Annotated in this window: 15 protein-coding genes; 14 read left to right on the top strand and 1 reads right to left on the bottom strand. The window is 74.2% G+C overall.

From position 1 onward, the window contains the following. The first annotated feature begins 535 nt into the window (after nt 1-535). From ssd to IE286_RS13065, 7 genes are all read left to right on the top strand, one after another. On the top strand, nt 536-1,639 hold the full coding sequence (gene ssd, locus IE286_RS13095) for a septum site-determining protein Ssd (protein WP_189796857.1): 1,104 nt from the start codon (nt 536-538) through the stop codon (nt 1,637-1,639). Next, nucleotides 1,636-2,961, top strand: a complete 1,326-nt coding sequence (locus tag IE286_RS13090; protein ID WP_229862551.1) for a TadA family conjugal transfer-associated ATPase — start codon at nt 1,636-1,638, stop codon at nt 2,959-2,961. The genes ssd and IE286_RS13090 overlap by 4 nt, the downstream gene beginning before the upstream one ends. Beyond that, nucleotides 2,958-3,833: a type II secretion system F family protein gene (locus IE286_RS13085; RefSeq protein WP_189796856.1), complete on the top strand. Its 876-nt coding sequence runs from the start codon at nt 2,958-2,960 to the stop codon at nt 3,831-3,833. The genes IE286_RS13090 and IE286_RS13085 overlap by 4 nt, the downstream gene beginning before the upstream one ends. After that, nucleotides 3,830-4,621, top strand: coding sequence for a type II secretion system F family protein (locus IE286_RS13080; RefSeq protein WP_189796855.1), 792 nt, complete (start codon nt 3,830-3,832; stop codon nt 4,619-4,621). Before IE286_RS13085 ends, IE286_RS13080 begins: the two co-directional genes overlap by 4 nt. 126 nt (nt 4,622-4,747) lie before the next feature. After that, nucleotides 4,748-4,978 carry a DUF4244 domain-containing protein gene (locus tag IE286_RS13075; protein WP_229862541.1) on the top strand — a complete coding sequence of 77 codons (231 nt, stop codon included), beginning with the start codon at nt 4,748-4,750 and terminating at the stop codon, nt 4,976-4,978. Further along, on the top strand, nt 4,965-5,378 hold the full coding sequence (locus tag IE286_RS13070) for a TadE family type IV pilus minor pilin (RefSeq protein ID WP_189796854.1): 414 nt from the start codon (nt 4,965-4,967) through the stop codon (nt 5,376-5,378). The genes IE286_RS13075 and IE286_RS13070 overlap by 14 nt, the downstream gene beginning before the upstream one ends. Nucleotides 5,379-5,476: 98 nt before the next feature. Continuing rightward, on the top strand, nt 5,477-5,896 hold the full coding sequence (locus tag IE286_RS13065) for an Rv3654c family TadE-like protein (RefSeq protein ID WP_372462544.1): 420 nt from the start codon (nt 5,477-5,479) through the stop codon (nt 5,894-5,896). Nucleotides 5,897-6,012: 116 nt separating this feature from the next. Here IE286_RS13065 and sftH read toward each other — a convergent pair whose 3' ends face one another. Continuing rightward, nucleotides 6,013-8,496: a DEAD/DEAH box helicase gene (sftH, locus tag IE286_RS13060; RefSeq protein WP_189796852.1), complete on the bottom strand. Its 2,484-nt coding sequence runs from the start codon at nt 8,494-8,496 to the stop codon at nt 6,013-6,015. An 82-nt stretch (nt 8,497-8,578) separates the two neighbouring features. Between sftH and bldG the strand changes: the two genes are divergently transcribed. From bldG to tmk, 7 genes are all read left to right on the top strand, one after another. Further along, complete coding sequence (gene bldG, locus IE286_RS13055; RefSeq protein ID WP_125498018.1) at nt 8,579-8,920, top strand: anti-sigma factor antagonist BldG; 342 nt, start codon at nt 8,579-8,581, stop codon at nt 8,918-8,920. Between the two features lie 105 nt (nt 8,921-9,025). Continuing rightward, a complete protein-coding gene (locus IE286_RS13050) occupies nt 9,026-9,457 on the top strand; it encodes an ATP-binding protein (protein ID WP_189796851.1) in 432 nt (143 codons plus the stop codon). A 931-nt stretch (nt 9,458-10,388) separates the two neighbouring features. Further along, nucleotides 10,389-12,797 carry a sodium-translocating pyrophosphatase gene (locus tag IE286_RS13045; RefSeq protein ID WP_189796850.1) on the top strand — a complete coding sequence of 803 codons (2,409 nt, stop codon included), beginning with the start codon at nt 10,389-10,391 and terminating at the stop codon, nt 12,795-12,797. 244 nt (nt 12,798-13,041) lie between these two features. Then, the gene (locus IE286_RS13040) at nt 13,042-13,656 is read left to right on the top strand and encodes a small secreted protein (RefSeq protein ID WP_189796849.1); all 615 of its coding nucleotides are present in this window, start codon (nt 13,042-13,044) and stop codon (nt 13,654-13,656) included. A 105-nt stretch (nt 13,657-13,761) separates the two neighbouring features. Continuing rightward, on the top strand, nt 13,762-15,300 hold the full coding sequence (locus IE286_RS13035; protein WP_189796848.1) for a DUF7059 domain-containing protein: 1,539 nt from the start codon (nt 13,762-13,764) through the stop codon (nt 15,298-15,300). A 736-nt stretch (nt 15,301-16,036) separates the two neighbouring features. Then, complete coding sequence (gene topA / locus IE286_RS13030) at nt 16,037-18,874, top strand: type I DNA topoisomerase (RefSeq protein WP_189796847.1); 2,838 nt, start codon at nt 16,037-16,039, stop codon at nt 18,872-18,874. A 129-nt stretch (nt 18,875-19,003) separates the two neighbouring features. Next, entirely contained in the window at nt 19,004-22,282 is a 3,279-nt protein-coding gene (gene tmk, locus IE286_RS13025) for a dTMP kinase (RefSeq protein WP_189796846.1), read from the top strand. Nucleotides 22,283-22,347: the final 65 nt, after the last annotated feature.

Below are 22,347 nucleotides of genomic sequence, written 5' to 3'. Positions count from 1 at the left end.
AGGCCTCTCGGGTACACCATGGAAGTCACGGATCGTTCGCGACCGTGCTAACCCGGCCCGACTCCTCCCCCCCCGAGTCGGCCGTGGAGACGACCCCCGCTCTCCCCCCCGGCGGGGGTCGTCGCATGTCCGGGCGGGTTTTTCCGGCGACACCGGCCCTCAGCGGGCGGCCGGGGCCCGTGGTGCCGGATACCGATCAACCCATCATGATCCGTGACGCAGCGTAGTGGAAGTGCTGCGCTGCGAAAGGCGTGACGGAACAGAGTCGGTGCTCACCGGTTTGGGTGACTGCTGTATTCACAGGCGCCGAGTTGTCCACAGATTTCGATCAAGATCCACAACATTTTCCGGATCGCCGCATCCTCATTCCTGCGCGTCCCGCTCGGGGCCTCGTCGATGGCCGGTTCTGTTTGCCGGGGCGCGTATGGCCGGCTCGTATCGGCCGGCCCTATGAAGGCCGGTTGCCGGTTCTTCACAGGTTCGGGAATCGCGGTGCCCGAGGGGGCGCGCGAGACGCAGCGAAGGGGAGCGGCCCGTGAGGGACACCGTCGCACACGATCCACCGCCCGGCACTCCAGGACAGCAGGGCAGACCGCTGATCGTCACCGAGGACGCCCAGCTCCTCGACGACCTGCTGCGCCTGTGCGCGGCTGCGGGCGCCACACCCGAGGTCCACCACGGGCCGCCGGAGCGGGCAGGCGCCTGGGAGGCCGCGCCGCTGGTCCTGGTCGGCGACGACGCCGCGCCGCGTGTGCGCGGGGCGACGCGCCGGCGTGGCGTGGTCCTGGTCGGCCGGGACCAGGACGATCCGGGCATCTGGCGGCGCGCCGTGGAGATCGGCGCCGACCATGTGCTGGTCCTGCCGGACGGCGAGCAGTGGCTCGTCGACCGCATCGCCGACGTCGCCGAATCGGTCGGCCGGCCCGCCGTCACCGTGGGCGTCATCGGCGGCCGGGGCGGGGCCGGCGCGTCCACGCTGGCCTGCGCGCTCGCCGTCACCTCCGCCCGGGTGGGCCGGCGCACCCTGCTCGTGGACGCCGATCCGCTGGGCGGCGGGCTCGACGTCCTGCTCGGCGGGGAGGCGGCCGAGGGCCTGCGCTGGCCAGCGTTCGCCGCCTCCCGGGGGCGGGTCGGCGGCGGCGCCCTGGAGGAGTCGCTGCCGCGGCTGCACTCCCTGCGGGTGCTCAGCTGGGACCGCGGCGACTGCGTGGCCGTCCCGCCGCAGGCCGTCCGGGCAGTGCTGGCCGCGGCCCGGCGGCGCGGCGGCGCCGTGGTGGTCGACCTGCCCCGCCGCGTCGATGAGCCGGCCGCCGAGGTCCTCGCCCAGCTCGACATGGGACTGCTGGTGGTGCCCGCCGAGCTGCGCGCCGTGGCGGCCGCCGCGCGGGTGGCCTCCGCCGTCGGCCTGGTCCTGCGCGATCTGCGGGTGGCGGTGCGCGGACCGTACGCGCCCGGCCTGGACGAGCAGGAGGTGGCGCGGCTGCTCGGACTGCCGCTGGCCGGCGAGGTGCCGCTGGAGGCCGGGCTGCAGCGGCCCGGCGGCAGCAGCACACCGCCCGGTGCGGCCGCGCGCGGACCGCTGGCCCGGTTCTGCACCGAGTTCTGGCAGCGGATGCTGGTCGAGGCGGGTGCGTCATGAGGGCGGGGCAGGACCAGCGGCACGCACCGGCCGGACCCGGCACCGGCCGCCCGGCGGCCCTGTCCGGGGTGTCCGCCGCCCTGCTGGACGGTGTGCGGCAGTGGCTCGCCGAGAGCGGGGCCGAACCCACACCCGCACGGGTGGCGCAGGCACTGCGGGAGCAGGGCCAGGTGCTCGGCGACGCGGAGGTGCTCGCGGCCGCCGAGCGGCTGCGGTCCGAACTGATCGGCAGCGGCCCGCTGGAGCCGCTGCTGGCCGACCCCGGCGTCACGGACGTCCTCGTCTCGGCCCCCGACCGGGTCTGGGTCGACCGCGGCGGCGGCCTGGAGCTGACCACCGTCGCCTTTCCCGACGCGGCGGCCGTCCGGCGCCTCGCCCAGCGCCTGGCCGCCGTGGCCGGACGCCGGCTGGACGACGCCCGCCCCTGGGTGGACGCCCGGTTGCCGGACGGCACCCGGCTGCACGCGGTGCTGCCCCCGGTCGCCGTGGACTGCACCGTCCTGTCGCTGCGGGTGGTCCGGCCGCGGGCGTTCACCCTCGGCGAGCTGGTGGCGGCGGGCACGGTTCCGCCCGGCGGGGACCGGGTGCTGCGGGCACTGATCGGCGCACGGCTGTCCTTCCTCGTCAGCGGGGGCACAGGCAGCGGCAAGACCACCCTGCTCAGCGCGCTGCTGGGCCTGGTCGGACCAGGCGAGCGCATCGTGCTCGCCGAGGACTCCGCGGAGCTGCGTCCCGACCATCCGCACGTCGTCCGCCTGGAGACCCGGCCTGCCAACCAGGAGGGCGCCGGTCTGGTCACCCTCGAGGACCTGGTGCGCCAGGCGCTGCGGATGCGGCCGGACCGGCTCGTCGTGGGCGAGGTGCGCGGCCCCGAGGTGGTCCACCTCCTGGCCGCTCTGAACACGGGCCACGAAGGCGGGTGCGGCACGGTCCATGCCAACGCGGCGGCGGACGTGCCCGCCCGGCTGGAGGCGCTGGGCACGGCGGCGGGGCTGGACCGGGCCGCGCTGCACAGCCAGCTCGCGGCCGCCCTGTCGGTCGTGCTGCACCTGGTGCGGGACCGCACGGGGCGGCGCCGGATCGCCGAGGTGCGGGTGCTGGAACGGGACGTGTCCGGCCTGGTCCGGACGGTGCCGGCGCTGCGGTGGGCACCGGAGGCGTTCGTGCCGCAACGGGGGTGGCAGCGGCTGCGGGAACTGCTCGGCGCCCGGGGCGGGGAACGCGCGGACGAGGCGGACGGCACGGACGCGGCGGGGTGTGCCGGCGGCGCGGTCGGCGCGTCGGCCTGCGGCGATCACGGAAGGGAGCTGGTGTGCGGATGAGCGTGTGGGGCGGACCGGCGGTGGTCGCGGGAGCGCTGGGAGCGGTGTGCGCGGGGGCGGCCCGATGGCTGCCGGCCGGGCGTCCGTCGGACCGGCGGCGGGCACGGTCGCTGCTCGCCGGCGGCGCGGCGGTCACAGGGCCGCCGGCGTGGGAACGGGTCCGCGGCCGGCTGGCCCGGCTGCATCGGCGATTCGGCCCCGAGGGGTGGGCGCCGGCCGCCGGCGTGCTGCTGTCGGTGCTCGGTGCCTCGCCGCTGCCGGCCCTCGTCGGCGCCGCCGCAGTGCCTCTCCTGCGTCGCAGCCGGCGCGCCCGGGCCGCGGACAGGGCACGTGAGCGGCGGGTGGACGCGGTGATCGCCCTGTGCGGGACGCTCGCCGGTCAGGTGCGGGCCGGGCGGCAGCCGGGCGAGGCACTGCTGAGCGCCGCACGGGACTCCGGGGGCCTCGGCGCCGCCCAGGCCGCCGTGCTCGCGGCGGCACGGTTCGGCGGTGACGTGCCCGGCGCGCTCGCCGAGGCGGCCCGGCAACCCGGCGCCGAGGGCCTGAGCGGACTCGCCGCCTGCTGGCGGGTGGCCCTGGACCAGGGCGCCGGACTGGCGGCCGGGCTCGACCGGCTGGAGTCGGCGCTGCGCGCGGAGCGCGACCAGCGCGCCGACCTGCGCGCCCAGTTGTCCGGAGCCCGGGCCACGACCGTGATGCTCGCCTGCCTGCCCGCGCTGGGCCTGCTGCTGGGCACGGCCATGGGCGCCGGCCCGCTGCACGCGCTGCTGCACACCGGAGCCGGCCTCGCCTGCCTGGTGGTCGGCGGGGTTCTGGAGGCCCTCGGGCTGTGGTGGGCCCTGGGGATCGTGCGACGGGCGGAGGTGTCATGAGCGCGGACACCGCTCACGCCCTGGGGACGGTGGCCGGTGCCTTCGCGCTTCTGGGACTGCCGACGTGGTGGATCCAGGCGGTGCGCCGCAGGCGCCGCACCCGACGGCGGATGGCCCGCCTGCTGCCCGGGGCGGTGCCGGACGGACGTCCCGGCCCGCGCCGGACGGCCCCGGCCGTCCTGCGGACATGGGTGCCGGTGGTGGCGGTGGCCTGCGCCGGATGGGCGCTGGTCGGCGGAGCCGCCGGGATCGTCGCCGGGCTGGCCGGAGCGGCCGGGCTGAGGTGGTGGCAGCAGCGGATGGGCAGCCGCCCCGAGACGGAGCCCGACGCCGCCGAGGCGGCCCGCCGTCTCCCGCTCGCCGCCGACCTCCTGGCGGCCTGCATCGCCGCCGGCGCGGGACCGGTGACCGCCGCCCGGGCGGTCGGGGAGGCCGTGGGCGGACCCGTCGGGGAGGCGCTCACGCACGGGGCGGCCCAGGTACGGCTGGGCGGCGCGCCGGACGACGCCTGGAGCCGGCTCGCCGCGCTGCCGGGAGCCGCGGCCCTGGCCCGGCTGCTGGAACGGGCCGACGCGTCGGGGCTTCCCGCTGCCGGCCCGGCCGCCCGGATCGCGGCCGACGTACGGGCCGAACGGTCCCGCGCCGCGACGGCCCGCGCCCGCCGGGCGGCGGTGCTGGTCACCGCACCGGTGGGCCTGTGCTTCCTGCCCGCCTTCGTCGCCGTCGGCGTACTGCCCGTGGTGATCGGCCTGGCGGGCGGGGTGCTGAGGGGAGGTGGTGCCTGGTGACGACCGCGTGAGCGCACCGGGGCGCGGGACGCGTCGGTGAAGCGACGAACCGACTCAAGAGACGGAAGACCGGAGAAGACCGGAGAACGAGACCTCACGGGGGTTCAGATGGACCGATGCCGACGGATGCGGACACGGCTGCACGGCCTCAAGGGCCGGCTGCACGGCCTGACGGGCCGGGTGCACCACCTGACGGGCCGGCTGCGCCGGGACGCGGGGATGGTCACGTCCGAGTACGCGATGGGCATCATCGCGGCGGTGGCGTTCGCCGTGCTGCTGTACGAGGTGGTGACGAGCGGGCAGGTCAAGACCGAGCTGCAGAACATCGTGAAGCGGGCGCTCAGTGCGCGGACGTGAGCGGCGCCGCGGGCGTGGGGGCGACGCCGGGTTCGTGACCGCGGAAGCGGCCATGACCCTGCCCGTGCTGGTGCTCGTCGTGACCACCCTGGTGTGGGGGCTGCTCGTGGTGGTCGCCCGGATCCAGTGCGTGGACGCGGCACGGGCGGGGGCCCGTGCCGCCGCCCGCCAGGACCCGGACGGCGCTGTCGTCCAGGCGGCCCGCGAGGTGGCGCCACCGGGAGCGAAGGTCGCGGTGAGCCGGACCGGCCGGCACGTCCACGTGGTCGTGACGGCCGACCCGCCCGGCCTGGGCCCGCTGCCCTTCGAACTGAGAGAGGAGGCCGTGGCCGAGGCCGAGGAGGCCGTCGGGGCCGTAACGACCCAAGGAGCCGGGACGACGGAAGGAGCGGACCCGTGAACGGCCGGCTCCGCACGGACGCGAGGCGGCGCGCAGACGGAGGCGCCGGCGGCATCATCGCGGTCCGGAGCGACCGGGGATCCGCCACCGTGTGGAGCGTGGGTGCGATCGCCGTGCTCTGTGCGGTCTTCGGCGCGGGCCTCGCCCTGGGACAGGCCGTGGTCGTCCGTCACCGTGCCGCCGGCGCCGCCGACCTGGCGGCCCTGGCCGCGGCGGACCACTGGGCGGAGGGCCGCGCGGAGGCCTGTGCCCATGCCGATCGGGTCGCCCTCGCCCAGGGTGCCCGGCTGGTGCGCTGCACGCTGACGGGCACCGTCTCCGACGTCACGGCGGCATGGGCGCAGGGGCCGCTGTCCGCACAGGCGAGGGCCCGGGCGGGACCGCCCGCTCCCACGGACACCGCTGCCGTGAACAGCGGTCCCGCTGACACCGCTGCTCTGGACAGCGGTCCCGCTGACACCGCTGCTGGAAACAGTGTCCCTGCGGACACCGCTGCCCCAGGCGGCGGGACGGGCTGAGAGGCCTCCCGCCGACAGGCGGTGCGAAGGAGGGACGGCCCTCGCCTCCAGCGAACGCGCGCAGGGGTGACGGATCCCGCCCCCCGGCGGGCGCACAGGCCGCCCCCGCCGGAGCCTCAGGCCGGACGGCCCTCCGCCTCGGGCTCGTCCGGCGGGGCGCCCTTCAGCAGCACGGTCAGCAGCCGCACGGCACCCCTCTTGTGCAGCGGGTCGTTGCCGTTGCCGCACTTGGGGGACTGGATGCACGACGGGCAGCCGGCGTCGCAGTCGCAGGAGGCGATGGCCTCGCGTGTCGCGGTGAGCCAGGCGCGGGCGGTGCGGAAGGCCCGCTCGGCGAAGCCCGCCCCGCCGGGATGGCCGTCGTAGACGAACACCGTGGGCAGGAGGGTGTCGGGATGCAGCGGGACGGAGACGCCGCCGATGTCCCAGCGGTCGCAGGTGGCGAACAAGGGGAGCATGCCGATCGACGCGTGCTCGGCGGCGTGCAGGGCACCGCCGAGGATCACCGGGCCGATCCGGGCCTCGTCCAGCTGGTCCTCGGTGACCGTCCACCACACCGCCCGGGTGCGCAGCGTGCGTGGAGGCAGGTCGAGCTTGGTCTCGCCCAGCACCTCGCCCGTGACGACCCGGCGACGCAGGAAGGAGACCACCTGGTTGGTGACCTCGACGGAACCGAAGCACAGACGGCCGTCGCCCCAGGGGACCTCGACGTCCGTCTCCAGCACGGAGACGGCCGTCGTGTCCCGGGCCACCGTCGTGTACGGCGGGTTCGCCTCCTCGACCAGGGCGACCGAGTCGTCCAGGTCCAGGGAGCGCACCAGATAGGTCCGCCCCTGGTGCAGGTGGACGGCGCCCTCGTGCACGCTCGTGTGCGCGGCGGCCTCGTCGACCGTGCCGAGCAGCCGCCCGGTGCCCGCCTCGACGATCTGCACCGGCCGTCCGCCCTCGCCGCGGATGTCGGCCAGGTCCGCGGCGCGTTCCCGGCGCGTCCAGTGCCAGGCCTTCGTCCGGCGACGCAGCAGCTTCGCGGCCTCCAGCTGCGGCAGCAGTTCGGCCGAGGCCGGCCCGAACAGGCCGAGGTCCTCCTCGGTGAGCGGCAGCTCGGCGGCGGCCGCGCACAGGTGCGGGGCGAGGACATACGGGTTGTCCGGGTCCAGCACGGTGGACTCCACCGGCTGGTCGAACAGGGCCTCGGGATGGTGGACGAGGAAGGTGTCCAGCGGGTCGTCGCGGGCGACCAGCACCGCCAGGGCGCCCTGCCCCGCCCTGCCGGCCCGCCCCGCCTGCTGCCACAGGGAGGCGCGGGTGCCCGGATAGCCGGCGATGAGCACCGCGTCCAGACCGGAGACGTCCATCCCGAGTTCCAGGGCGGTGGTGGCCGACAGGCCGAGCAGCTCGCCGGAGTGCAAGGCCCGTTCCAGGGCACGGCGTTCCTCGGGGAGGTAGCCGCCCCGGTAGGCCGCGACCCGCCGGGAAAGCGGCCGGTCTATCTCCTTGAGCCGTTCCTGGGCGATCACCGAGATCAGCTCGGCGCCGCGCCGGGAGCGGACGAAGGCGACCGAGCGCACGCCCTGCAGGGTGAGGTCGGTGAGCAGGTCGGCGGTCTCGGCGGTGGCGGTGCGGCGGACCGGGGCGCCCTTCTCTCCCTGCAGCTCGGTCAGGGGCGGCTCCCACAGCGCGAACACCAGTTCACCGCGGGGGGAGGCGTCGTCGGCCACCTCGACCACCGGCAGGCCGGTGAGGCGGGTGGCCGCCAGCGCGGGCTGGGCCGCGGTCGCCGAGGCCAGCAGGAAGGCCGGCGAGGAGCCGTAGCGGGCGCACAGCCGGCGCAGGCGGCGCAGGACCTGGGCGACATGGGAGCCGAAGACGCCCCGGTAGGTGTGGCACTCGTCGACGACGACGTACTGCAGCGATTTGAGGAAGGAGGCCCAGCGCGGATGGGAGGGCAGGATCCCGCGGTGCAGCATGTCGGGGTTGGTCAGCACATAGGTGCCGTACTGGCGGATCCACTCCCGTTCCTCGAACGGCGTGTCGCCGTCGTACACCGCCGGGCGCACGGCGGTGCCCAGCGGGCGCACCAGTTCCCGCACCGTGCGGAACTGGTCCGCCGCCAGTGCCTTGGTGGGCGCCAGATACAGGGCGGTGGCGCCGCGGCCGCCGGCCGCCGGCCCGGCGCCGTCGAGCAGCGCGGACAGGACGGGCACCAGATACGCCAGCGACTTGCCGGACGCCGTGCCCGTGGCGACGACCACCGACTCGCCGTCGAGCGCGAGCTCGGCCACGCGTGCCTGGTGGGCCCACAGGCGCTCGATGCCGCAGGCCTGCACGGCCGCGACGACCTCGGGGCGAATCCGGTCGGGCCAGACGGCATGACGACCCTCCCGCGGGGGCAGGTGCTCCGTATGAGTGATGCGCGCAGCCCGGCTCGGTCCGGAGGCGAGCCGGTCCAGGAGCACGCCCGGCGGGAGACGGGGGGCGGGGTCCGTCGAGGGTCGATCGGATCGGTGATTGTTGGCCATTGGCACCGAGTGTGTCACCGGCGTGACGGACAATGGAGTCAAGGCGTCGTGCACGCCTGCCGGTAAGTGATTGAATGCCATCGCGGCTGGCGAACCGTCCTGGGGGCCTCAAGCCGAGGTGCCCCGAGGGGCGACCGCTCGATAGCAAGGTGCTGGAGGATCCGTGGACCTGTCCCTGTCGACCCGTACCGTCGGCGATCGCACGGTCGTCGAGGTCGGTGGCGAAATCGACGTGTATACCGCGCCCAAGCTGCGCGAGCAGCTGGTCGAGCTGGTGAACGACGGGAATTTCCACCTCGTCGTCGACATGGAGGGCGTGGACTTCCTCGACTCCACCGGGCTCGGCGTGCTGGTGGGCGGCCTGAAGCGGGTGCGTGCCCACGAGGGCTCGCTGCGCCTGGTCTGCAACCAGGAGCGGATTCTCAAGATCTTCCGCATCACCGGTCTGACCAAGGTCTTCCCGATCCACTCGTCGGTCGACGAGGCCGTGGCGGCCACCGACTGACCGCCGAGCCGGGCACGTGCCCGGATGACAGACGTTACCGGCGGGGGACCGGGTGCCGCGGCGGCCCGGCCCCCCGACAGCACGCCCGTAGCTCTAGGGGGATGCATGGCCACCGTCGAACTCCGCTTCAGCGCGCTGCCTGAGCACGTCCGGACCGCCCGTCTGGTGGCGGCAGCGGTGGCGCGCCGGGCAGGGGTGGACGAGGCGGTCCTCGACGAAGTCAGGCTCGCGGTCGGCGAGGCATGCTCCCGCGCGGTCGGGCTGCACCAGAGCGGCGGGATCTCGGCGCCGGTGACCGTGGTGCTCACCGAAGAGGAGAAACAGTTCTCCATCCAGGTCGGTGACGAGGCACGGCACCAGCCGCTGCACGCCGTGGGCGCCCCCGGCGTGGTGGACGAGGTCGATGCCGAGGAGGACGAGATGGGCCTCGCAGTCATCAGCGGGCTCGTCGACGACGTGGAGGTCACGGCAGGGGAGGACGGCGGTTCGATCAGGATGACCTGGCCCACCAACCCGTCGCCCACGATTCTGCCCTGAGCCGCCGGTCCGGCCGCCGCAGAGCACGTCCGAGGGCCCCGTCCGTCACGGCGGGGCCCTCGACCTGTGTCCGCGGGCTACGGCGCCGCGCCCGCACATGGGCGACCGCACCACGCCTCCCACTGACGACCGCACCGCCCCGTACCCAGCGCCTTCCACGGAGGACCGCACCGCCCCGTACCCCCGCGCTTCCCATGGACGACCGCATCGCGCCGTACCCCCGCGCCTCCCATGGAGGACCGCACCGCTGGAGGACCGCACCGCCCCGTACCCCCGCGCCTCCCACGGAGGATCACACCGCCCCGTACCCCCGCGCCTCCCACGGAGGACCGCACCGCCCCGTACCCCTGCGCCTCCCACGGAGGAGCACACCGCCCCGTACCCCCGCGCCCGACCGCACCGCACCGCCCCACGGGATCGCACCGCCCAGGACCCCCGCACCTCCCCGTGGACCGGCTCACACTCCCCGCTCCCCCCACGCCCGGCTCCGGCCGCACAACCCGCTCACGCCGTGCCGCCCACGCCCGACCGCACAGCCCGACCACGCCTGCCGCCCACGCCCGACCGCATCGCGCCGCCGTGCCGCCCTGACCGCTGATCAGCGCACGCACCTGGCATTGATCACGCAGATGGCCGAATGCGCAGGTCACACGGACGGCCGTGCGATGCGGCCGCGATATGCGCCATTGCGGTGACGGTGTTACCGTCGTCATGCCCGATGTCGTGAATGCATTCACGATCAATAAACGGATGATACTCAAGGGTCAATGGATTTGACCCATTACTTCTTTCGGGTTGCGTACCGGCTCGGCGATCATTTGCTGAGAAGCGTGTGGCGGCTGATTCTCTTTACCGCACACTGTCTGCTTCCTGTTTTGCTCCCTACAATCCGTCCACATCTTGAGCTCAGCCCAAGCGTCAAGGAGGACGAATGGCGGGGCTTTCTACTCCCCCTCTTCAGTTGGGCCACTCCACGCCTTTCGCAGCCGCGGTGCTGACCCACGACAATCGGATCATCGTTGCTGTGATCGCGGCCGTCGCGGTGGTGGCGCTCGTGGTCGCGGGTGTCCTGGTGCGCCAGGTGCTCGCGGCGGGCGAGGGCACCGACAGCATGAAACGGATCGCGGAAGCGGTCCAGGAAGGTGCGAAGGCCTATCTGGGCCGGCAGCTGCGCACCGTCGGCGTATTCGCCGTCGTGGTGTTCTTCCTGCTCATGCTGCTTCCCGCGGACGACTGGAATCAGCGCGTCGGACGGTCGGTGTTCTTCCTGATCGGTGCGGCGTTCTCGGCGGCCACCGGTTATATCGGCATGTGGCTCGCCGTACGCAGCAATGTGCGGGTCGCCGCGGCCGCCCGGGAGGCGACTCCGGCAGCGGGTGAGCCGGAAAAGGATCTCACCGCTGTCTCGCACAAAGCCATGAAGATCGCTTTCCGTACGGGCGGCGTCGTCGGCATGTTCACGGTGGGGCTCGGCCTGCTGGGCGCCTCCTGCGTGGTGCTGGTGTACGCGGCCGACGCGCCGAAGGTGCTGGAGGGCTTCGGCCTGGGCGCCGCGCTGATCGCGATGTTCATGCGTGTGGGCGGCGGCATCTTCACCAAAGCCGCCGACGTCGGCGCCGACCTGGTCGGCAAGGTCGAGCAGGGCATTCCGGAGGACGATCCGCGCAATGCCGCGACCATCGCCGACAACGTGGGCGACAACGTCGGCGACTGCGCGGGCATGGCGGCCGACCTGTTCGAGTCGTACGCCGTCACGCTCGTCGCCGCGCTCATCCTCGGCCGGGCGGCGTTCGGCAACGACGGTCTCGCCTTCCCGCTGCTGGTCCCCGCGATCGGCGTGATCACCGCGATGATCGGCATCTTCGCGGTGGCTCCGCGCCGCTCCGACCGCAGCGGCATGACCGCGATCAACCGCGGATTCTTCATCTCCGCGGTGATCTCCCTCGCCCTGGTCGCGGCGGCCGTCTACACCTACCTGCCCTCGTCCTACGCCGACCTCGCCGGCGTCACCGACGCCACGATCCGCGGCAAGGACGGCGACCCGCGCATTCTCGCCCTGGTCTCGGTGGCTGTCGGCATCCTGCTCGCCGCGGTGATCCAGCAGCTGACCGGCTACTTCACCGAGACCAGCCGGCGCCCGGTGCGGGACATCGGCAAGACCTCGCTGACCGGCCCGGCCACGGTCGTCCTCGCCGGCATCTCCGTCGGCCTGGAGTCGGCCGTCTACACGGCCCTGCTCATCGGGCTCGGCGTCTACGGGGCGTTCCTGCTCGGCGGTACCTCGATCATGCTGGCGCTGTTCGCGGTGGCCCTGGCCGGCACCGGTCTGCTCACCACGGTCGGGGTGATCGTCGCCATGGACACCTTCGGCCCGGTCTCCGACAACGCCCAGGGCATCGCGGAGATGTCCGGCGACGTCCAGGGGGCGGGTGCGCAGGTGCTCACCAACCTCGACGCGGTCGGCAACACCACCAAGGCCATCACCAAGGGCATCGCCATCGCCACCGCGGTCCTGGCGGCCTCGGCGCTGTTCGGCTCCTACCGTGACGTGATCACCACCAGCGTCCAGGACGTCGGGGAGAGGCTCACCGGGCCGGGAGCGCCGCTGAGCCTGTCCCTGGACATCTCGCAGCCCAGCAACCTCGTCGGCCTGGTCGCGGGCGCCGCGGTGGTCTTCCTGTTCTCCGGACTGGCCATCAACGCCGTGTCGCGGTCGGCCGGCTCGGTGGTGTTCGAGGTGCGGCGGCAGTTCCGGGAGAAGCCCGGGATCATGGACTACAGCCAGAAGCCGGAGTACGGCAAGGTCGTCGACATCTGCACCAAGGACGCGCTGCGCGAACTGGCCACGCCGGGACTGCTGGCCGTGATGGCGCCGATCTTCATCGGGTTCACCCTCGGCGTCGGCGCGCTCGGCGCCTACCTGGCGGGCGCGATCGGCGCGGGCACCCTCATGGCGGTGTTCCTCGCCAACTCCGGCGGCGCCTGGGACAACGCCAAGAAGCTCGTCGAGGACGGCCATCACGGCGGCAAGGGCAGCGAGGCCCACGCCGCCACGGTCATCGGCGACACCGTGGGCGACCCGTTCAAGGACACCGCGGGCCCGGCCATCAACCCGCTGCTGAAGGTGATGAACCTGGTGTCCCTGCTCATCGCGCCCGCGGTCATCAAGTTCAGCTACGGCCAGGACAAGAGCCTCGGCGTGCGGATCCTCATCGCGATCGTGGCGCTGGCCGTCATCGTCGGCACGGTCTGGCTGTCCAAGCGGCGCGGGATCTCCGTGGGCGAGGAAGGCGGGACCGAGCGGGTGTCGGAGTCGGCCGACCCGGCGGTGGTGTCGTAGCCGTCCGGCCGGCAGGTCCTGTCGGCCGTGTCCCGGTGCGAAGGTCCGGCGAACGGGCGGGCGGTGCGGATGACGCGCCACCCGCCCGTTCGCCGTCCGCGGTCCCGTCCGCCGTACGCGCACCCGAGGGCGGCGGTTCCGTGAGCCTTCTCTCGCTTGGTGCAAATGGCTGCAAGACGGGATGCACGGGGCGATCAGGCCGGGTTGCCGCCTCCACGCCGTGTATGTTCCGGGGCCGAGAGCCATGGAAGGGACCAAACCGGTGAACAAGAAGCTCGCGGCCGCACTGTCCGGCGGTGCGGTACTGGTTCTGGCACTGACGGGGTGCACCGGCGCCGGCGCCGACGACAAGAACGAGGCGCTGGACGCCTGGGTCAAGCAGGTCTGCGAGGGCGTGCGACCGCAGACGCAGAAGATCGCGGCCGCCAACGCCGCGATCCAGAAGGTGACGAGCGACAACAGCTCCCCGGCCGACGTGCAGAAGACCGACTCGCAGGCCTTCCAGGACATGGCCGACGCCTACGCGGCCATCAGCGCCGCCGTCAGCAAGGCGGGCGCGCCGAAGGTGGACGAGGGGCAGAAGAAGCAGCAGGACGCGGTCAAGGAACTCGACGCGCTGGGAACGTCCTACGCCTCGCTCAAGCAGCAGATGGACAAGCTCGACACCAAGGACCAGGCGAAGTTCGCCGACGGCCTGAACGGCATCGCCGCCGAGCTGAAGAAGCTGAGCAAGACCGGCAACGACGCCCTGAAGACCCTCGAGGAGGGCGAGGTCGGCCAGGCGATGGCCAGACAGCCCAGCTGCCGCTCCGCCTCCGCCTCGGCGTCCGCCGCCCCCTCCTCGCCGGCGGCCGGCTGAGCGCCGCCCGCCCGTTCGCCGGCGAGCGCGCCGACGGCACCGACCGCGCCGACGGCACCGACCGCGCTCGCGTGCGATGCCGGCGGGAGCCGACACAATGGGGTCGTGAGTGACTCCTCTGTGTCCGTACCGTCCGTCCTTCCCGCGGCCGACCGCCCCGATGTGGCCGCCCGGCTGCGGGACGCCCTGCTCGGCGCCTCCTTCACCGCCGACGGGCTGCTCGACCTGCTCGGCGCGCCCGCGTACGCGGCGCTCGCCCGCAGCGAGACCGTGCCCGCGCTGCGCGCCACCCGCGGGGACACACCGCTGGAGCTGCTCGTCCGCCTGTTCCTGCTGCAGCAGCCGGTGCCGCGGGCGGCCGCGGCCGGGGTGCTGCCCGTCGAGGACTGTCTGCAGGCGGGCTGGCTGGTGCCGGCCGGCGAGGACCAGCTCGCCGCGACGGTGGACGTCCGCCCCTACGGCGGCCCGGACGGCGAGGACTGGTTCGTCGTCTCCGACCTGGGCTGCGCGGTCGGCGGTGCGGGAGGCATCGCCAGCCGTGCGAGGGACGTGGTGCTCGGCGTGGGCGGGGCGTCCACCACGCTGGCCGGCATCACGGTCCGTACGCCCGTCCGCACCGCGCTCGACCTCGGCACCGGCTCCGGCATCCAGGCCCTGCACGCCGGCCGGCACGCCACCCGGGTGACCGCCACCGACGTCAACCCGCGGGCGCTGCACATCACCGCGCTCACGCTCGCCCTGTCCGGCGCCCCGGCCGCCGACCTGCGCCAGGGCTCGCTGTACGAACCGGTCCGGGACGGCGAGACGTTCGACCTGATCGTGTCCAACCCGCCGTTCGTGATCTCCCCGGGTGCCCGGCTGACCTACCGGGACGGCGGCATGGCGGGGGACGATCTGTGCCGCACGCTCGTCCAAGGGACGGGTGACCGTCTGAACGAGGGCGGGTACGCGCAGTTCCTCGCCAACTGGGAGCACGTCGAGGGCGAGGACTGGCAGGACCGGCTCAGGTCGTGGGTGCCCCGCGGCTGCGACGCGTGGATCGTGCAGCGCGAGGTGCAGGACGTCACGCAGTACGCCGAGCTGTGGCTGCGGGACGCCGGCGACCACCGCGGCGATCCGGCCCGGTACCAGGCGCGGTACGACGCCTGGCTGGAGGAGTTCGAGGCGCGCAAGGTGAAGGCCGTCGGCTTCGGCTGGATCACCCTGCGCAGGACCGGGTCCGCCACGCCCTCCGTCACCGTGGAGGAGTGGCCGCATCCCGTGGAGCAGCCGCTCGGCGACACTGTCCGTGCCCGCTTCGAGCGCCTGGACCACCTGCGCGGCCTGGACGACGCGGCCCTGCTGGCGGCGCACTTCCGGCTCGCCCCGCAGGTCGTGCAGGAACAGGTCGGGCTCCCCGGCGCGGAGGACCCCGAGCACGTCGTGCTGCGCCAGAATCGCGGGATGCGCCGCGCCACCGCGGTGGACACCGTCGGTGCCGGATTCGTCGGGGCGTGCGACGGCTCGCTGAGCGCCGGCCGCATCCTGGACGCCATCGCCGAGCTCATGGGCGAGGACCCCGGGCAGCTGCGGGAGCGCACGCCCGCCCGGATCCGGCTGCTGGTGGAGCAGGGCTTCCTGGAGCCGGCGGACCCCGCTCAGTGAGGCAGCCGCGGGGTACCGGCCGGGCGGTCGTGGTGCGCCCGGCCGGTCCCTGCGGCCTGCCCCGGCGGCCTCGGTGCGCCGGTCCCGCTCGACGGGGCCGGATCATCCTCGTGGCCACCGCCGATTCCGTCATCCGACGTGGTCCTTCTACGTCGGCCGTGCTTCACCGTGAGTGACGGGAATGAACAGGCGCCACCGTGGTGTTCCCCCGGTGTCGGCTCACCCGTCGCCCGGGGTGCCGAGTACCGGTGCCGGATCGCCCGGCGCGGTACGGGTACGCGTACCGCAAGCGGCCCGGCGGTCCCGCGATACCGTCGTCACCGCTGGTCACGGCGGTCCGGCCGGCGCCGACGGCGACCCGGTCCGGCACCGGCTCCCCGCCCGGCCACCGGCGCCCGTCCTCCCCTCGGCGGCCGTCGCCGCGCAGGCCGTGGCGGCGTTCAGGGCGTGCGGAGCCGGGTGTGCGGCCGTGCGGCCGGAATCCTCACCCTCACTTGCGCTGCGTGACCGGAAGGTGACCGTGGGTGTCGACGGCACGTGCCGGGTGCACGGTCCGGGCGGCAGGAAGGGTTGTAGTCGGGTTACCGTTCGAGTGGCCGTTGCGGGCTTTTCCCGTTTGACACGGGGGCGGGATGTACCGTCACACTCCGCAGCGTCAGCACGAACCCGACCCCGGAGCCACGGCCTGGGGGGAGGATCCCAGCGGAATCAGCGTCGACCGGAGAGAAGAGCGAAGTTGTCCCCGACCAGCGAGACCGCACAGGGCGGCCGCCGACTCGTCATCGTCGAGTCGCCTGCCAAGGCGAAGACGATCAAGGGCTACCTCGGCCCTGGCTACGTCGTCGAAGCGAGCGTCGGGCACATCCGTGACCTTCCCAACGGCGCCGCGGAGGTTCCCGAGAAGTACACCGGCGAGGTCCGCCGTCTCGGTGTGGACGTCGAACACGACTTCCAGCCGATCTATGTGATCAACGCCGACAAGAAGGCCCAGGTCAAGAAGCTCAAGGACCTGCTGAAGGAGTCCGACGAGCTGTTCCTCGCCACCGACGAGGACCGCGAGGGCGAGGCCATCGCCTGGCACCTGCAGGAGGTGCTGAAGCCGAAGATCCCGGTCAAGCGGATGGTGTTCCACGAGATCACCCGGGACGCGATCCGCGCGGCCGTCGCCAATCCGCGGCAGCTCGACCAGAAGCTGGTCGACGCCCAGGAGACCCGCCGCATCCTCGACCGGCTCTTCGGCTACGAGGTCTCGCCGGTGCTGTGGAAGAAGGTCATGCCGCGGCTGTCGGCCGGCCGGGTCCAGTCGGTGGCGACCCGCCTGGTCGTCGAGCGGGAGCGGGAGCGCATGGCGTTCCGCTCCGCCGAGTACTGGGACCTGACGGGCACCTTCGGCACCGGCCGGGCCGGCGACGCCAGCGACCCGTCCTCCCTGGTCGCCCGCCTGCAGTCGGTCGACGGCCGGCGGGTGGCGCAGGGCCGCGACTTCGACGCCCAGGGCCGGTTGAAGAGCGACAACGCCCTGCACCTGGACGAGGCGAACGCGCGGGCGCTCGCCGAGGCCCTGGAGCACACCGACTTCACCGTCCGCTCCGTGGAGTCCAAGCCCTACCGCCGCTCGCCGTACGCGCCGTTCCGTACGACGACGCTGCAGCAGGAGGCCAGCCGCAAGCTCGGCTTCGGCGCGAAGGCGACCATGCAGATCGCGCAGAAGCTGTACGAGAACGGCTACATCACGTACATGCGTACGGACTCCACGACGCTGAGCGACACGGCGGTCGCCGCCGCCCGCGCCCAGGTCACCCAGCTGTACGGCGCCGACTACCTGCCGCCGCAGCCCCGGACGTACGCCGCCAAGGTGAAGAACGCGCAGGAGGCGCACGAGGCGATCCGTCCCTCGGGCGACCGCTTCCGCACGCCCGCCGAGACCGGCCTGACCGGCGACCAGTTCAAGCTGTACGAGCTGATCTGGAAGCGGACCGTCGCCTCCCAGATGAAGGACGCGACCGGCAACAGCGTCACCGTGAAGATCGGCGGCACCACCGCCGACGGCCGGGACGTGGAGTTCACCGCCTCCGGTAAAACGATCACCTTCCACGGCTTCCTGAAGGCCTACGTGGAGGGCGCCGACGACCCGAACGCCGAGCTGGACGACCGCGAGCGCCGGCTGCCGCAGGTCGCCGAGGGCGACCGGCTCACCGCCGAGGAGATCACGCCCGAGGGCCACGCGACCAAGCCCCCGGCCCGCTACACCGAGGCCACGCTGGTCAAGGAGCTGGAGGAGCGGGAGATCGGCCGCCCGTCGACGTACGCGTCGATCATCGGCACGATCCTCGACCGCGGCTATGTGTTCAAGAAGGGCACGGCCCTGGTGCCGTCCTTCCTGTCCTTCGCCGTGGTGAACCTGCTGGAGAAGCACTTCGGCCGGCTCGTCGACTACGACTTCACCGCCCGGATGGAGGACGACCTCGACCGCATCGCGGCCGGCGAGGCCGAGGCCGTGCCGTGGCTGAAGCGCTTCTACTTCGGCGAGGGCGCGGCCACCGGTGGCGCCGCCGAGGCCGGCAACGGCGACGGCGACCACCTGGGCGGCTTGAAGGAGCTGGTGACCGACCTGGGCGCGATCGACGCCCGCGAGGTGTCGTCGTTCCCGGTGGGCAACGGCATCGTGCTGCGCGTCGGCCGCTTCGGGCCGTACATCGAGCGCGGCGAGAAGGACTCCGAGGAGCACCAGCGCGCCGACATCCCCGCCGACCTGGCGCCGGACGAGCTGACCGTCGAGCTGGCGGAGAAGCTGCTGGCCGAGCCCAGCGGCGACCGCGAGCTGGGCACCGACCCGGCCACCGGCCACACGATCGTCGCCAAGAAGGGCCGCTTCGGCCCGTACGTCACCGAGGTGCTCCCCGAGGGCACCCCGAAGACCGGCAAGAACGCGGTCAAGCCGCGCACGGCCTCGCTGTTCAAGTCGATGTCCCTGGACACGGTGACCCTCGACGACGCCCTGAAGCTGATGTCGCTGCCGCGTGTCGTCGGCACCGACACCGACGGGCAGGAGATCACCGCGCAGAACGGCCGCTACGGCCCGTACCTGAAGAAGGGGACGGACTCGCGCTCGCTGCAGTCCGAGGACCAGATCTTCACGATCACGCTGGAAGAGGCGCAGGCGATCTACGCCCAGCCCAAGCAACGCGGCCGGGCCGCGGCCAAGCCGCCGCTGAAGGAGCTGGGCGAGGACCCGGTCAGCGGCAAGCCGGTCGTGGTCAAGGACGGGCGCTTCGGTCCGTACGTCACCGACGGCGAGACCAACGCGACCCTGCGCTCCGGCGACAGCGTCGAGGCGATCACCCCGGAGCGCGCCTTCGAGCTGCTCGCGGAGAAGCGCGCCAAGGGCCCGGCCAAGAAGACCGCGAAGAAGGCCGCCGCGAAGAAGACGACGGCGAGGAAGACCGCGTCCACGACCGCGAAGAAGACGGCGGCCAAGAAGACGACCACGGCGAGGAAGACCACCGCGAAGAAGACCACCGCGAAGAAGACGGCCGCCAGGAAGACGGCGGCGGCCGCCCGCGCGGAGGACTGAGCCCGCGCCCCAGGGCGGCTCGCGGGTCCGCTCGCACCGTCGGCGCCCCGGCACCGCATCGGGTGCCGGGGCGTTCACATGTTCGGACGGTCGCCACGAGCTGCCCTCGCGTCCCGATAGGCTGAACGCATGACGCGAGCCGAGCAGCCTACGGCCCCCATCCCTGACCCCGATGACGCCCTGGTAGCGGACTCCCGTGAGCGCGCCGTGCGCGCGCTGCTCCGCCGTCCCGAGCTGCGACGGCTGTGGGGCGTCCATCTGGTGGGCGGCGCCGCGGACGTCCTCGCGCTGCTGGTCCTGGTCGTTCTCGTCCTGCAGGCCACCGCAGCCCAGCACACCTTCGGCGGCGGCTACCGGGGTGCCGCCTGCGCGGTCGCGGTCGTCCTCGCGGTGCGCGTGCTGGCGACGCTGCTGGCCGGAGCGGTGCTGCTGGGCCCGCTCACCAAGCTCCTCGCCCCGCAGGGACCGCTCGACCGCCGCTGGACCATGGTCGGCGCCGACGGCGTGCGGAGCCTGCTGCTGATCATGGCACCGCTGTGGATCGACTGGACCCCGGCGAACGCGCCCACCGTCCTGCTGGTCACCGTCTTCGTCACCGGCCTCGCCGAGCGGCTGTGGACGCTGTGCCGACAGAGCGCGGCCCCCGCTCTGCTGCCCGCCCCGCCGCCGGAGGGTGCCACCGTGCGCCCGCTGCCGGACCACCAGGACGCCCTGCGCCGTCTGTCGCTGCGCACGACCTTCCTGGCCGTCCCGCTGGCCGCGGCCGTGCTGATCGTGGCCTCCCTGTTCAACAACCTGCTGGGCACCGCCGCCGACTGGTTCGACCAGCACCAGGCCGCCCTCGCCGCCTACGTCGCGGCCGGTCTGTTCGCCGCCTCCCTGTCCGTGCTGACCTCCCTGGACCTGCCCGGCACGCGGACCCCCCGCCCGCGGTCGCCGCTGGAGGGACTGCGCCGCCCGAGGACCGCCGCCGGCGCCGACAAGGGCCGCACCGGGGCCGTCCCGCTGCTCGTGCTCGCCTGCGCCGCCGTCGCCGGGGCCGTCGCGGCCGCGGTCGCGGTGAGCGCGCTGCACACCCGTGACCTGGGCGGCGGCCCGGTGCTCTACGGACTGGCGGTGCTCGCCCTGACCGGCGGGGTCGGCGTCGGCATCCGCACCGCGCCCAAGGCGCTGCCGTCGTTGTCCCGGCGCCGGCTGCTGGCGCTGGCCATCGCCGTCACCGGCGTGGCCCTGCTCGCCGCCGGCCTGGTCCCCGACGTCACCACCGTGCTGCTGCTGCTGGCCCTGGCCGGCGCCGGCGCGGGCATCGCCGCCAACACCGGGCACACCCTGCTCGACCAGGAGACCGAGGAGTACCGCCGGCCGCGCCTGACCGAGCACCTGCACGCGGTCGTCCGCGTCCTCGTCGCGCTCGGCGCCGTCCTCGCCCCGCTGGTCGCGGCCGGGATCGGCCCGCACCGCCTGGCGAACGGCCGTTTCGTCTTCGCCCACGGCGGCGCCGCCTTCACGCTGATGCTGGTCGGCGCGCTGCTGCTGCCGGTGGCCGCGCTGGTGCTCGCCAAGGTCGACGACCGCTCCGGCGTCCCGCTGCGGCAGGACCTCGTCGACGCCCTGCGCGGCGGCGACGAGCCGGTGACCAGGCCCTCGCCCACCGGGTTCTTCATCGCCGTGGAGGGCGGCGACGGCGCCGGCAAGTCCACCCAGGCCGAGGCGCTGGCCGACTGGATCAGGTCCAAGGGCCACGAGGTCGTCCTGACCCGCGAGCCGGGCGCCACCGCCGTCGGCAAGCGGCTGCGTTCGATCCTGCTGGACGTCTCCTCACAGGGCCTGTCGCACCGCACCGAGGCGCTGCTGTACGCCGCCGACCGCGCCGAGCACGTCGACACCGTGGTCCGGCCCGCCCTGGAGCGCGGCGCCGTGGTGATCAGCGACCGGTACATCGACTCCTCCGTCGCCTACCAGGGCGCCGGCCGCGACCTGTCCGCGACCGAGATCGCGCGGATCTCCCGCTGGGCCACGGGCGGACTGGTGCCGCACCTGACGGTGCTGCTGGACGTCGATCCCGCGACCGCCCGCGAGCGGTTCACCGAGGCGCCCGACCGCCTGGAGTCGGAGCCGGCCGAGTTCCACGCCCGGGTGCGGGCCGGCTTCCTCGCGCTGGCCGCCGCCGACCCCGCGCGGTACCTGGTGGTGGACGCCGGGCAGGAGCCCGAGGCGGTGACCACGGTCATCCGGCACCGGCTCGACCGGATGCTGCCGCTGTCCGACGCCGAGAAGAAGGCCCAGGAGGAGGCGCGCCGCAAGGCCGAGGAGGAGGCCCGCCGCAAGGCGGAGGAAGAGGCCCGCAGGAAGGCCGAGGAGGAGCGCCTGGAGCGGGAGCGCCAGGAGCAGCTCGCCCGGATGCGCGCCGAGGAGGAGGAACGCAAGCGGCGCGAGCTGGAGGAGGCGCAGCGGCGCGAGGCCGAGCGGCAGGCCGAGGAGGCCCGGCAGCGGGCCGAGGAGGCCCGTCGCCGTGCCGAGGCGGAGCGCGCCCGGCTGCTGGCCGAGGAGAAGGCCCGGGCGGAGGCCGAGGCCCGGCGCAAGGCCGAGGAGGAGCGGCTGCGCCGGCAGGCGGAGGAGGAGGCCCGGCAGCGGGCCGAGGCCGAGGCGCGCCGCCTGGAGAAGCAGCGCAAGGCCGAGGAGGCGCTGCTGCGGGCCGAGGAGGCGCGGCGGGAGGCCGAGCAGGCCGCTGCCGCCGCGCAGGCCGGCCCGCGCGCCACGCCTCCTGCCGCCGCCGAGCTGCCGCAGGACACCGAGGCGACCGTGCCGACGCCGGTGGTCGCCCCCGAGGACGCACCGGCCGGCTCCGGCGACCGGACGGCCGTGTCGCCCGGGCCGGATGACAACCGGCCGCGGGATGCGGACCCGGAGGACATGTCCCGGACCGGCGACGAGTCGGCCTCCGAGGTCACCGTGGAGCTGCCGCAGCCCCCGGCGCCCGCCGACCCGCCGGGCGCGGCGGACGAGACGGCCGTGCTGCCGCAGATGCCCGCCGCCGGTGCGGCCGACGAGACCGCGGTCCTGCCGCCGGTGCGCGGCCAGGAGCCGGGCGGCGTGAGCGACACGGACGGCTCCCGGGGCGCGGACCTCGCCGACCGCCTCCCGCCGGGCTACTTCCGCGACGAGCGTCCGGCCCCCGCCCGCCCCGACGGCGGTGAGGACCGCACCCGCGAACTGCCGCGGGTCGACCCGGACACCTGGGTGCGCGGCGCCGGCGGTGTCCGGCGCCGGCCGCGTCCCGAGTGGGCCGAGGAGACCCCGCTGGACGACCTGCCGTCGCTGACGGACGAACTGCTCGGGCCGCGCGAGTCCGGCGACGGCCGGGAGCACGGCGCGTACGGCGCCGGCGGCCGGGACCCCCGCGTGTAGCGGACGGTGCCGGCACTCCCGCGGGTGACCGGCCTCCCGCCGGCACCGCGGCCGGGCGCCTGCCC

Source organism: Streptomyces thermodiastaticus (genome assembly GCF_014656135.1).
In the GTDB taxonomy this organism is placed as follows: domain Bacteria; phylum Actinomycetota; class Actinomycetes; order Streptomycetales; family Streptomycetaceae; genus Streptomyces; species Streptomyces thermodiastaticus.
The sequence above is the reverse complement of the archived record's forward strand: the minus strand, read 5'-3'. Positions and strand labels throughout refer to the sequence as shown.